General features: G+C 46.3%; 10 protein-coding genes. 6 read left to right on the forward strand and 4 right to left on the reverse strand.

Annotated elements, in window-relative coordinates:
• Positions 1 to 45: 45 nt before the first annotated feature.
• From recO to DN748_RS08465, 4 genes are all read left to right on the forward strand, one after another.
• On the forward strand, positions 46 to 768 hold the full coding sequence (gene recO, locus DN748_RS08450) for a DNA repair protein RecO (RefSeq protein WP_112371343.1): 723 nt from the start codon (positions 46 to 48) through the stop codon (positions 766 to 768).
• 178 nt (positions 769 to 946) lie between these two features.
• Entirely contained in the window at positions 947 to 4,345 is a 3,399-nt protein-coding gene (gene ileS / locus DN748_RS08455) for an isoleucine--tRNA ligase (protein WP_112371344.1), read from the forward strand.
• A 4-nt stretch (positions 4,346 to 4,349) separates the two neighbouring features.
• The gene (locus tag DN748_RS08460; RefSeq protein WP_112371345.1) at positions 4,350 to 4,736 is read left to right on the forward strand and encodes a TraR/DksA family transcriptional regulator; all 387 of its coding nucleotides are present in this window, start codon (positions 4,350 to 4,352) and stop codon (positions 4,734 to 4,736) included.
• 151 nt (positions 4,737 to 4,887) lie between these two features.
• On the forward strand, positions 4,888 to 5,526 hold the full coding sequence (locus DN748_RS08465) for a lipoprotein signal peptidase (protein ID WP_112371436.1): 639 nt from the start codon (positions 4,888 to 4,890) through the stop codon (positions 5,524 to 5,526).
• On the opposite strand, the gene DN748_RS08470 is transcribed toward DN748_RS08465, so the two are convergent.
• Positions 5,511 to 6,077 carry a 5-formyltetrahydrofolate cyclo-ligase gene (locus DN748_RS08470; protein ID WP_112371346.1) on the reverse strand — a complete coding sequence of 189 codons (567 nt, stop codon included), beginning with the start codon at positions 6,075 to 6,077 and terminating at the stop codon, positions 5,511 to 5,513. The genes DN748_RS08465 and DN748_RS08470 overlap by 16 nt on opposite strands.
• Positions 6,078 to 6,146: 69 nt before the next feature.
• Positions 6,147 to 6,335, reverse strand: a complete 189-nt coding sequence (locus tag DN748_RS08475) for a hypothetical protein (protein WP_112371347.1) — start codon at positions 6,333 to 6,335, stop codon at positions 6,147 to 6,149.
• A 143-nt stretch (positions 6,336 to 6,478) separates the two neighbouring features.
• On the opposite strand from DN748_RS08475, the gene uvrC reads away from it, so the two are divergent.
• Together uvrC and DN748_RS08485 are read left to right on the forward strand one after the other, a co-directional pair.
• Positions 6,479 to 8,290: an excinuclease ABC subunit UvrC gene (gene uvrC / locus DN748_RS08480; RefSeq protein ID WP_112371348.1), complete on the forward strand. Its 1,812-nt coding sequence runs from the start codon at positions 6,479 to 6,481 to the stop codon at positions 8,288 to 8,290.
• A gap of 80 nt (positions 8,291 to 8,370) precedes the next feature.
• The gene (locus DN748_RS08485) at positions 8,371 to 10,608 is read left to right on the forward strand and encodes a patatin-like phospholipase family protein (protein WP_112371349.1); all 2,238 of its coding nucleotides are present in this window, start codon (positions 8,371 to 8,373) and stop codon (positions 10,606 to 10,608) included.
• A gap of 367 nt (positions 10,609 to 10,975) precedes the next feature.
• Here the strand turns inward: DN748_RS08485 and DN748_RS08495 are convergent, their stop codons facing one another.
• Both DN748_RS08495 and DN748_RS08500 read right to left on the reverse strand, forming a co-directional pair.
• Complete coding sequence (locus tag DN748_RS08495) at positions 10,976 to 11,806, reverse strand: hypothetical protein (RefSeq protein WP_112371351.1); 831 nt, start codon at positions 11,804 to 11,806, stop codon at positions 10,976 to 10,978.
• Positions 11,807 to 11,811: 5 nt separating this feature from the next.
• A complete protein-coding gene (locus DN748_RS08500; RefSeq protein ID WP_112371352.1) occupies positions 11,812 to 13,155 on the reverse strand; it encodes a hypothetical protein in 1,344 nt (447 codons plus the stop codon).
• Between the last annotated feature and the right edge of the window lie 157 nt (positions 13,156 to 13,312).

A 13,312-nucleotide genomic window follows, 5' to 3' on the forward strand; every position in this document is an offset into this window, starting at 1 on the left:
TTCGTTAGGTTTGTACGGAAATCCTCCGGAATAATCTTGTCTCACATGCTTGTCACTACAAGAGCCATAGTTATATCGGCTGTAAAATACGGCGATAACAGTCTTATTGCAAGGTGCTTTACGGAGCGCCACGGCGTGCAGTCGTACCTGCTTCGCGGGGTGTTGTCTGCGCGGAAAGGGAAGCTTAGAAAAGCCCATTTTCTGCCGCTTACCCAGCTCGAGATCACCGCCGGTCACAGGGGCAAAGGAGCGTTGGAACATATCCGGGAGGCCCGGGTATATTATCCGTATGCCACCGTACATACCGATGTGGTTAAAAATACCATAGTGTTGTTCCTTGCCGAGGTGCTGAACCAGAGTGTACGGGAAGAAGAACAGAACGCCCCGATGTTCCGCTATATCGGGGAGGGATTGCAATGGCTGGATGCCACGGGTGCCAACCCCAATTTTCACATTCTCTTTTTGCTCGGCCTGACCAGGTTCCTGGGGTTTTATCCCGATACTACGGCAACTCACCTGCCCTACTTCGACCTGCTGGAAGGAGGATTTTCTGCTCATGCAGGATACGGACCGGTGGTATACGGAGAAACCCTCGACTGTTTTCGCAGGTTTGTAAATACGGATTTTGAGGAGCTCGGCCAGATCAGGATGACCAAGCAGCACCGGCGGGAACTGCTGGATGCTATGGTGACCTATTTTGAACTGCATCTTACCGGCTTCAGGAAGCCGAGGTCGCTGGAAGTGCTCCACGAGGTATTCGGAGGGTAATGGGATTGAAGGTTACAATTGCAGGTTCAAAAGAGACAGAACAAAGGTGGCTGAGTGCCCGGGCGCAGCTACGGGTGTATCGAAGCCACAGGCTCCAACATTTACCCCATATCGCCCTTTACAATTCGCTGAAAATGATTAATTTCGCAATCTTAAAAAGCGACAAGGAGATTAATATATGAAATTTACCGAGTATAAAGGACTTGAACTGCCCCGCTTGGCAGAGGAAACCCTGGAATATTGGGAGGCGAATCATATTTTTGAGAAAAGCATAAGCTCACGGGAAGGGCAGAAACCCTTTGTTTTTTACGAGGGGCCGCCATCGGCCAACGGGCTGCCCGGGATACACCACGTTATGGCGCGGGCGATCAAGGATATTTTCTGCCGCTATAAGACCCAGAAAGGGTACCAGGTAAAGCGGAAAGCGGGATGGGATACCCACGGGCTCCCGGTTGAGCTCGGGGTGGAAAAGGAACTCGGGATCACCAAGGAAGATATCGGCAGGAAAATATCGGTAGAAGACTATAACAAGGCCTGTAAGGAGGCTGTAATGCGCTATACCGGTATATGGAACGACCTTACCCGGAAAATGGGGTACTGGGTGGATATGGAACATCCGTATATCACCTATAAGTCCAAGTACATGGAAAGTGTATGGTGGCTGTTAAAGCAGATCTACGACAAGGACCTCATATACAAGGGATATACCATACAGCCCTATTCGCCCAAGGCCGGAACCGGGCTGAGCTCGCATGAGCTGAACCAGCCGGGATGCTACAGGGATGTAACCGACACCACGGTAGTCGCACAGTTCCTGGCACGTGAAGAGCGCCTGCCCGCATTCCTGAAAGGATACGGCCCCGTTCACCTGCTGGCATGGACCACCACTCCCTGGACCCTGCCTTCCAATACGGCGCTTACCGTGGGCCCCGCGATAGATTACGTACTGGTAAAAACATTCAACCAATATACCTTTGAACCCGTAAATGTGGTGCTGGCCGGAAACCTGGTGAGCAATATCTTTTCCGGGAAATACTATGCTGCGGAAAGCGACGGGGATTTTGAGGCTTATACGCCGGAACAGAAGAAAATACCTTACCGTATCCTTGCCGGAGGTAAGGGAAAAGACCTGGAAGGGATCACGTACGAACAGCTGCTGCCTTATGCACTGCCTTACGAACATCCCGAAAATGCCTTCCGGGTGATTTCGGGAGATTTTGTGACTACCGAAGACGGTACGGGGATCGTACATACCGCACCGACCTTCGGGGCTGACGATGCGAAAGTGGCCCGGGAAGCTTCTCCCGAAGTACCGCCCATGCTGGTGCTCGATGAAAATGACAATCCCGTTCCGCTGGTAGACCTGCAGGGACGTTTCAGAAAGGAACTGCCGGAAGTGGGTGGGAAATACGTTAAAAACGAATATTACAACGATGGCGAAGCGCCGGAAAGATCGGTAGACGTGGAGATCGCCATCAGGCTCAAGGAAGAGAACAAGGCCTTTAAGGTGGAGAAGTACGTGCACAGCTATCCGCATTGCTGGAGAACCGATAAACCCGTCCTGTACTATCCGCTCGACTCCTGGTTTATCAGGGTAACAGCAGTCAAGGACCGCATGTACGACCTCAATACCGGCATCAACTGGAAGCCCAGGGCTACCGGTGAGGGGCGTTTCGGTAACTGGCTGCAGAATGCCAACGACTGGAACCTGTCCCGCTCCCGGTTCTGGGGGATACCCTTGCCGATATGGCGTACGGAAGACGGCCGTGAAGAAAAGATCATAGGTTCTGTGGAAGAACTTAAGGCGGAAATGGCAAAAGCCGTGGAAGCCGGCATCATGGAGCAGGATATTTTCGCTGATTTTGTTCCCGGTGACATGAGTGAAGAGAATTACGACAAGGTAGACCTGCATAAAAATGTGGTAGACCGTATCGTGCTGGTCTCCCCGTCAGGAAAGCCCATGAAACGGGAATCGGACCTGATAGACGTGTGGTTCGACAGTGGTTCCATGCCTTATGCACAATGGCATTACCCGTTTGAGCACCGCGATATGATAGACAGCGGGGCTGCATTCCCGGCCGATTATATCGCCGAGGGGGTCGACCAGACCAGGGGGTGGTTCTACACCCTCCACGCCATAGGGACGATGGTGTTCGATTCGGTGGCCTATCGCAATGTGGTGTCTAACGGACTGGTGCTCGACAAGAACGGGCACAAGATGTCCAAAAGGCTGGGCAATGCCGTAGACCCTTTTATAACCCTGAAAGAGCACGGGCCCGATGCCACACGCTGGTATATGATCAGTAATGCCAATCCGTGGGATAACCTGAAGTTCGACAGCGAAGGGATTACCGAAGTGAGGAGAAAATTTTTCGGCACGCTCTATAACACCTACTCGTTCTTCAGCTTGTATGCCAATATAGACGGGTTTACCTATGCCGAACCGGATATTCCGCTGGAAGAACGCCCGGAAATAGACCGCTGGATACTTTCCGAACTCCATACCCTGATAAAGAAAGTGGATGATTTTTATGCCGATTACGAACCTACCAGGGCCGCCAGGGCCATTTCCGACTTTACCCAGGAATACCTGAGCAACTGGTTCGTAAGGCTTAGCAGGAGGCGTTTCTGGAAAGGAGAATACGGAAAAGATAAGATTTCGGCATATCAGACGTTATACACTTGCCTGGAAGTGATCGCCAGGCTGGGCGCTCCTATAGCCCCGTTCTATATGGACAGGCTGTACCGCGACCTGGTAGCCGTGACCGGCCGGGAGAATGCCGAAAGTGTGCACCTGGCGGATTTTCCGGAATCTGACCCGGGAATGGTAAACAAATCCCTGGAGCGGAAGATGGAGAAAGCACAGGTCATATCGTCCCTGGTATTATCACTCCGCAAAAAGGAAAACATACGGGTGAGACAACCCTTGCAGAAGATCATGATCCCGGTACTGGATGAAGTGTCCAGGGAAGAAATACTGGCCGTGGCAGACCTGATAAAATCGGAAGTGAATGTCAAGGAAGTAGAACTGCTTGACGATGCTTCCGGAGTGCTGGTAAAACAGGTAAAACCCAACTTTAAAAAGCTGGGACCGCGGTTTGGTAAAGATATGAAGTTGGTTTCCAGTGCCGTACAGCATTTTTCTCAGGAAGAGATCAAAAAAATAGAGCAAAACGGCAGTATAGAAGTGGAAATTAACGGAAAAAACATTACTTTAGTTAGCGATGAAGTGGAGGTTTCTTCACAGGATATCGAAGGGTGGCTGGTAGCGACGTCGGAAGGGCTGACGGTAGCGCTGGACGTTACGATAACCGGGGAACTGCGCAACGAAGGTGTGGCGAGAGAACTGGTAAACAGGATCCAGAATCTCAGGAAGGATTCCGGGTTTGATGTAACCGACAGGATCGATGTGAAGCTTCAGAGGGATGGTTTTGTAGAACAGGCTGTGACGAGTAATATGGATTACATCAGGGCAGAAACCCTAACGGCAAAACTCGATTTTGAAGATCATCTGGAAAACGGTACCGAGGTTTCTTTTGACGATGTGAACACCAAATTGTATATTAAAAAACATTAATGCTATGAATTCAGATGTTAAGGTGAGATATTCCGATAAGGAACTGGAGGAGTTCAGGGAATTGATAGAGGCCAAAATAGAAAAGGCCCAGAAAGACCTGGATCTTATCAGGAGCGCATATATGAATGACGGAAACAACGGTACGGACGATACCTCTCCTACATTCAAGGCTTTTGAGGAAGGGTCGGAAACCATGAGTAAGGAAGCCAATACGCAGCTGGCCATCAGGCAGGAAAAGTTTATCCGCGACCTGAAGAATGCCCTGGTGCGTATCGAGAACAAGACCTATGGTATATGCCGTGTTACCGGAAAGCTTATCAATAAGGAGCGTCTGCGGCTCGTGCCGCATGCCACGCTGAGTATTGAGGCCAAGAACATGCAGAAAAGCTGATCGTTTCCGTGTGCCGGAATGATCCCAGAGCCGTGCAACATATAAAACCTGTCGCTGTTTCCCGTGGTGACAGGTTTTCTTTTAGGGCGCAGGGAAAAGAAAACAAATGACACCTGGCCGCCTTGGGCGGTCGTATTTTGAAAGCGAAAACATGTCACTGAAAAAAGCTGTATTTATTATATTTCTGGTCGTTCTCGTAGACCAGATCAGTAAGATCTATATCAAGACCCATTTTGTGCTGGGCGAGTCCGTAACCGTATTCAGCTGGTTTAAAATTCTTTTTATAGAGAATGAAGGCGCAGCCTGGGGTACGAAACTCAGTGACATTATCCCCTTTATCTCTGATGAAGCCGGTAAAATGGCGCTGACCGTTTTCCGGTTGCTGGCCATTTGCGGCATCGGCTACTGGCTTAACGATGCCGTGAAAAAAAACGGTTCGAAGGTACTGGTCATTTCGATTGCGCTGATTTTTGCCGGGGCTTTCGGCAATATTGTGGATTCTGTTTTTTACGGCGTCGTTTTCGACCATAGCTACCACCAGGTGGCTACGGTATTTGCTGATGAACCCTACGGGAGCCTTTTCCACGGAAAGGTGGTAGACATGCTTTACTTTCCGATGATAGACACTACGTGGCCCGATTGGGTGCCGGGAGTGGGCGGTAAGAATTTCCGCTTTTTCGAACCGGTGTTCAACCTGGCTGATTCTGCTATCAGTATAGGGGTGGGTATCCTGCTGGTCTTCCATAAAAAGGCTTTCCCGAAACCGGAGGAGGCTCAGGAAAAGGAATAGACTTTTTCAGGAGTAATGCAGTAGTCCAGTGTGATATCGTTCGGGTCCGTATCGCCTATGGCCGGCTCGGCCCCGTAAAAGGACAGTCCTATCTTAAGGGTGTCTCTGCGGCATTCCGCAAGGAAACGGTCATAATACCCTTTGCCGTATCCCACCCGGTTTCCGGACACGTCAAAAGCGAGGAGGGGCACAAATACCACATCGATATCGGAGGGCGCCACCCGTAGCCCGTTTTCAGGCTCGGGAATACCCCACCGGTTAGGGCGTATCACCGTACTGTCCGTGAGCAGGTAATGGGTCATGGAGCCATCTTCCAGATTGCTTTTTGGCAGTACGACCTCTTTATCTTTTCCCTGAAGAATATTCAATATAAACGAGGTCTCTATTTCCCGGTGCTTTTCGATAGGGAGGAAAATATGATAATACGTACCTTCCCATATCGGCAGGGATATTATTCTGTTGGCTATGGCGAGACTTTTTTCATCGGCAATTACGCTTGTTATTTCCTTGCGCAGGCTCTTGTATTTTATTCTCAGTTCATTTTTTTCCATGAAATTTCGGATATATGATGATAAAATCCGGGCGCCAGGTTTCCGGCCGGTACGGTTGCTATTTTCCGGTTAACGGTAATTCGGCTGCTTTTTCTGTTGCCCCGGGGCATGATTTTTGGCGCTTTTTTCACCGGTTACCTTTTTCATTTGTCCGGGAGGGATTTTTCCGTTCGCATTGGTATGTACCCTGTGTACACTACAGGAAGTAATAAATACGGCTATGAGTAAAAGTCCGAATATCAATTTTACATTTTTCATAATACGTTGTTTTAGGTGTCTTGTCTTTAGATCATACAAATATACCTTAAAAACCATGCCATGTTTTCTGCCGGAAAGAAAACCTGGACAGGCAGGGGGGCAGATCCTTAAAAAGTGATGTGTAAATTTACTAATTTCGCTATATGAGCACTACTTCTGTGGAAATACTACTCCAGACACTTCCGGACAGCCCCGGCGTATATCAGTTTTACGACAAAGACGGAAGAATATTGTATGTCGGAAAGGCCAAGAACCTCAAAAAAAGGGTGTCCTCCTATTTTCATAAACATCACGATTACGGCAAGACCCGGGTGCTGGTAAAAAAGATCGCGGATATCAGGCATATCGTGGTACCTACGGAGACTGATGCCCTGTTGCTGGAAAACAACCTGATCAAAAAATACCAGCCGAGATACAATGTGCTGCTCAAGGACGACAAGTCCTACCCCTGGATCTGTATTAAAAAGGAACGTTTTCCCCGTATATTCTCCACCCGGAGGGTGGTACGCGACGGTTCGGAGTACTTCGGACCGTATACGAACATGAAGACCATCCGTACCCTGCTCGAACTCATAAAGGGGCTCTACCCGCTGCGTACCTGTAATTACGACCTTTCCAAAGCCAAGGTCGACTCCGGTAAATACAAGGTATGCCTGGAGTATCACCTGGGAAACTGCAAGGGCCCCTGCGAAGACTATCAGTCGGAAGAGGAGTACAATGCGCAGGTCAGGGCGATCCGCGAGATCATCAAGGGGAATTTCAAGGATTCCCTGCAGGGTTTCAGAAAGCAGATGAAGGTTTATGCCGCAGAAATGCGGTTTGAGGATGCCCAGAAGATGAAAGAGCGTATAGAGGTCCTTGAAAATTACCAGGCCAAATCCACCATAGTAAACCCCAGGATCAGCAATGTAGACGTATTTTCCATAGTCTCGGATGACAGCTATGGTTATGTCAATTTTCTGCAGCTGTCTTACGGGGCCATCATACGTGCCCATACCGTGGAGATGAAGAAAAAGCTGGATGAATCTGACAGGGAACTGCTGGAACTTGCCATTACCGAGATCAGGCAGCGGTTTCATTCGCTTTCCCGTGAGGTTTATGTGCCTTTTGACGTAGAGGTCCCTGAGGGCATCAAAGTGACCATTCCGAAGCTGGGAGATAAAAAACGCCTTCTGGAACTGTCGGAACGCAATGCGAAGTTCTACCGGCAGGAGCGGTTCAAACAGGTGAAGATCACCGATCCCGACCGTCATGTGAAGCGTATTATGGAACAGATGAAGAAAGATCTCCGGCTGAAGGAAGAACCCAGACATATCGAATGCTTCGATAACTCGAATATCCAGGGCACTCATCCTGTAGCAGCCTGCGTGGTGTTTAAGGACGGAAAACCCAGCAAGAAAGACTACCGCCATTTCAATATCAGGACGGTCGAGGGACCCGATGATTTTGCTTCTATGGAAGAAGTGGTCTTCCGGCGCTATAAAAGGTTGCTTACGGAAGGGGAGCCCCTGCCGCAACTGATCGTGATCGACGGGGGTAAGGGGCAATTGTCCTCTGCCCTGAAGAGCCTGGAGGTTCTCGGCCTGAGGGGAAAGATCGCTATTATCGGGATCGCCAAGAGGCTGGAGGAGATCTATTATCCCGGAGATTCCGTGCCTATGTATCTCGACAAGAAATCGGAAACCCTGAAGATCATCCAGCACCTCAGGAATGAAGCGCACCGTTTCGGGATTACCTTTCACAGGAATAAGCGCAGTAACGCCGCCATAGACAGTGAGCTGACCAATATAGAGGGAATCGGGGAAAAAACGGCGGAAGAGCTGCTGAAAGCATTCCGCTCGGTACGAAGAGTAAAGGAAGCCGGGATAGAGGAAATATCCGGGGTGGTCGGCCTGTCTAAGGCCCGCAGGATCCACGATTACTTTCATCCCGGTACCGGTGAAAAAGGAAAGTAAAAGTTTTCCGTAGACTTCTTGCCCGGTCCGGGGTTATTTGGTAATTTCATCACATCCTTTCACCTAATACCTCCGGCGCGATGAAAAAACATATATTCCTGTTTCTGTGGTGTTGTATCCTTACAGTACCGGGGCATGCTCAGCAAGACCCGGATGAGGATGTCAGGGTAGGTCTTGTGCTCAGCGGAGGAGGGGCCAAGGGGCTGGCACATATAGGGGTGCTGAAGGCTATTGAGGAAGCCGGGGTGCGCATCGATTATATCGGGGGTACCAGTATGGGGGGGATTATAGGAGCGTTGTATGCCTCCGGGTACAGGGCGGAACAGCTCGATTCCATTTTTCATGTGGTCGATTTTAGCGAGCTGATCCAGGATAATCTTCCCAGGTCGGCCAGGACATTTTACGAAAAGGAAAATTATGAACGTTATGCGCTGACACTTCCCTTTGACAGGTTCCGGGTGTCTTTTCCAAGGGCTTTATCCAAAGGACAGAATATATACAACCTCCTGGTAAAACTGCTGTATCACGTCAATGACGTGGAAGACTTCAGCAAGCTTCCCATCCCGTTTTTCTGTATCGCCACCAATGTGGAGACGGGGGAGGCCGTGAAACTCGATAAGGGGTATCTCCCGGAGGCCATCCTGGCCAGCGGGGCCTTTCCTTCCCTCTTCAACCCGGTGGATATAGACGGGAATGTGCTCATTGATGGCGGGGTCGTAAACAATTACCCGATCAGGGAACTGAGAAAACTGGGAGCTGACAAGATTATAGGTGTGGATGTTCAGGATCCGCTGGCAGACAGGGACCAGTTGAGTTCTGCCATGGATATTCTTTTCCAGATCAATAATTACCGCACGGTGAACGATATGAAGCTGAAAAGGGAGGAAACCGATGTTTATATCAAACCCGATATCAAAGGGTTTTCTGTGGTGTCATTTGACAAGGGGCCGGTGATCATCGCCAACGGTGAAGAGGCCGGACGCGAGCATATAGCTGAACTGGAAGCCCTGGCGGCGAAGCAGAGAAAGAGGGAAGAACCGTTTCGCACCCCGGTCAGGGACAGTATAGATATCGACGGGCTGGTGCTGCAGGGAAATGAAAAATATTCCAGGGCCTATATCAAGGGAAAACTGAGGTTTACCACTTCCGGAAGGGTGTCTTTTCAGAAATTTGACCAGGGACTGGCAAACCTGGCGGCGACCAATAATTTCGAAAGCATACGGTACAGGTTCCTTAAAGACGGAGATCAGGAGGGCCGTACCATGTATATGACGCTGAAAGAGAACAGGAACAGCATGTTGCTCCGTTTCGGGTTGCACTACGATGCGCTTTATAAAAGTGCCGCCCTGGTAAACCTGACCAAAAAGCAATTCCTCTTTGATGATGATGTGTTGTCCGTGGACCTGGTTCTGGGGGATAATTTCAGGTATAATCTCGATTATTATATCGATAAGGGATTTTACTGGAGTTTCGGGGTCCACTCTTCGTACAACCGGTTCGATGCCGATGTTGCCCTCGAAAATTTACCGGAAGGGGAAAGTGAGCAATGGGCGGGGATCAACCAGATCGGGGTCAACTTCTCCGACCTGACCAACCAGATCTATCTGCAAACGGTGTTCAGGGAAGAGTTTTCGGTGGGTGCAGGGCTGGAACACAAGCGCCTGAAAATGGAGTCGAAGACGGTTTCGGACGGTAGTAACAGGAGAGAAACCATCTTTGACAACAGCGATTATTTCAGCCTTTATGGCTTTATGAAGCTGGACACCTACGACAACCGGTATTTTCCTAAGAGGGGACTGTATTTCAACAGTGATTTTCACTTCTATTTCGCCTCGTCTGATTACCACGATAATTTCAGCGAGTTTTCCATAGGAAAGGCGAGTGCCGGCATAGCGACTCCGCTGGTGGGCCGTTATCTCTCTCTCAATGTCTCTACCGGGGCGGGCACCGTTTTCGGGGAGACGTATGCCGATGGCCTGAGCTTTATTCTCGGGGGTTATGGCAATGACCTGATCAACAATTTTACCCCTTTCCTGGGGTATGACTTTATGAGTTTCGGGGGCAACAGTTATATCAAGGCGGCGGCAACCCTGGACCTTGAATTTATCAGAAAAAACCACCTGAATTTTACGGCTAATATGGCCAATACGGGAGAAGACATTTTTGCGCATGGCGACTGGCTCGACAAGCCTGCCTATACCGGCTACGCCGTAGGATACGGACTGGAAACCTTCCTGGGCCCCATAGAATTGAAATACTCCTGGTCGCCGGAACGGGGCAAGGGAAGATGGTTCTTTAATCTCGGGTTCTGGTTTTAGTTTTTTAGTTCTTAGTTCGTAGTTGTTAGTTTTTACTCAAACCAATTAATAACTAAACAACTACTCGAAGCCTATAAACTTCTTGTACGAACAAAAACTCAATGCCTCTCTTAGGTATAGCCCTGCTTCCCCTTCCGCTATTTATTACTGCAACGAACAGGGAAGGAAGAAAGAGGCACAACAACATGATATACTAAGGAAGCCCCTCATAGAGGGGTTTGCATGTACCCACTTTCTGTCAATAGTAGCGGTCTGCGAAGCCGGAGCTCCCCGCAGAGCCCGGAACACTTCGCTGAACAGGTTTTTAAAGGGATATCAGGCTGGAGCGTGAAAAACTAACACAGTAAACGAATGCTTTTCATGTTAACTATTTTTTTATATACTGTGCAAAACATTCTTCCGGTTTTTGAAAGCAGTTTTGTTTGAAGTCTTCTATATCAGTATTAAATTCCGTAGCTATAACTTTGTATATTCTATTGTCAATTTTAATACTTATGGCATTTGAAGACACAGATTTTATATGTTGTGTTATTTTATGAAAAACTAAAATATCTTGTACTTCTTTGTACTCACTATATTCACGGATTCTTAAATAACTTGTGTTTAAAGTATTGTTTTTACCAATAAGTTTATCACCAATTAGAAGGCCGGAATCTCTATCAAAATACACATAAGTATCCCATTTATTATGACTTATATTTGTTTTAGAATGTATAACATAAGCTTCTGTACCATTAAAAATTTCGTTAGGCAATACTTCGCTTCCGGGAGATATAACTGTGGTGGGAAAGCAACCTTCTTTAAAGGAATCAGGCAAAGTGTTTGTTACTTTTTTTTCTCCGTTAGGAAGTAGAGTGGTTGTTTTTCCGTTAGCTGTTAATTGTTTTGTTAATACGGTACTTCCATCAGGTTTAATAAATCTGGTAATATAAGCAGCTTGACTTTTTTGTGTATCAACAAAGCCAATATCTTGTTCAATAAATGTTTGTTGTTTGGCAGATTGGCCTTTTATTTCATATTCATGGGAGATAGCCCTTACCTCTTTTTTACTTACAATATTGCTCAGTTTTTCTTTTCCTCCTATAGCCGTTATATATTTATTGTATATTTCTTCTACTGTCGGGACTGTTTTTTGTTGCGAAAAAGTGAATAATAAACCACCTAAAAAACCGATAATGACGATGCTTGTTTTTTTCATGATGTTTAGTTTATTTGTCTTATAAACATACCTGTTTGGTATTTGTTTTTTTGTCCTCCAAAAATGGTGTATTCCAAATTAGAAGATTCTTTAAACCAATCTCCTTCGGTAGTATTATCCCAAATATCTTCTTCTTTATCTATCTTTATAATACCCACTCTCTGGTATTCAGTAGAGCCGTCTTCATTTAATATACGTTCGAGAACTTCAAACTCGTCACCCTCTTTAATACCTTCTTTTTTACCAACTTTTGCTGCAATAGGATTTCCACTATATAGTGGAAATTTTGTACGTAAATCCGGATATTTTATTTGTAATTTATTTATACAAGCATCTAGGGTATTGTTTATTGCCAAGGCATCTTGATTAAGGCCAAGTTCATCAGGTTTAATAAATCCTTCTTTTGATATTTTCATTCCATGTTTGGCGGCTTCACGTATCGTTACTTTTGAATTTTTTTCTGTTACCACATTTCCCATATATTTTAATTTAAAAATATTCGAATTGTCAAAAGCCACTTTTCGGGAGGGATTTATGTTGTTTTTATCCATCCAATAATCAGTATAAAAAGTGGAAGCAGTAGCATCATCCCAAATTAAACGGTATAAATATGCCTTGATAGTAATATTAGCATGAATGGTGTTACTAAGAGAAGGTCTTGTATTAGTGATATTTTCAAAATCAAAAACAGCAACAAAGGTGTTGTTTATCGATTCTTCTCCGGCATCTTTTAGCATTGCTTTTCCTCGTGCCGTGTGCATTGCTATTTTTATATCTAAATCAGATGCGCTGTATGTTCCTCTATTGCTAACCAAATCCATATTGAAGCTGCCGTCACTCCCCCTGTTAAACCACTTAGCCACCAATTGCTTTGCTACATTGTTTTTATTTAGGTAGTTTTCTATGTTTTCGGCTTGATTTGAGGCTCCTGCATTTCCTGAAATTTGATAAGCCCCTATATTATGGTCATTAAATTTATCTGATAATTTTTTATTGCCAAAAACATACTTGGTATAGTAGTAATATTCATTTAAAGTGTCGGCAATCATTAGTGTATATAATGAACTACGCTCGTATTTTATATTGGATGATTCGTCTTTGGCAATATTGTCTGTTTGAGCTGTTAAAGACGCATAATCTACCGACTTGTAATTTCCATTTGTGTGGTTGCCATTTTTAAAAGAAATATATTTTCTTTCCCGAAAATTACTTTGATATATTTCATTTTTATAATGTTGTAATATGACTTTTCGTTGTTGTCTGTCAAATTCCTTTTGACTTATGCTTTTTTGTTGAGCAAATGATAAAAATGTAGTTAATATAAAAGGTATTAAAAAAAAACTTTTCATAATCTTAATTTATTATAACATCAGTCCTCTTTATACTGTGCAAAACACACTTCCGGCTTTTGAAAGCAGTTTTGTTTGAAGTCTTCTGCATTAATATTGAACTGGATACCCTGTAATTACAACCTCCATTGTTTTCTTACCGTCAGCATTATAAAAG

The organism is Sinomicrobium soli (assembly GCF_003285545.1).
In the GTDB taxonomy this organism is placed as follows: domain Bacteria; phylum Bacteroidota; class Bacteroidia; order Flavobacteriales; family Flavobacteriaceae; genus Sinomicrobium.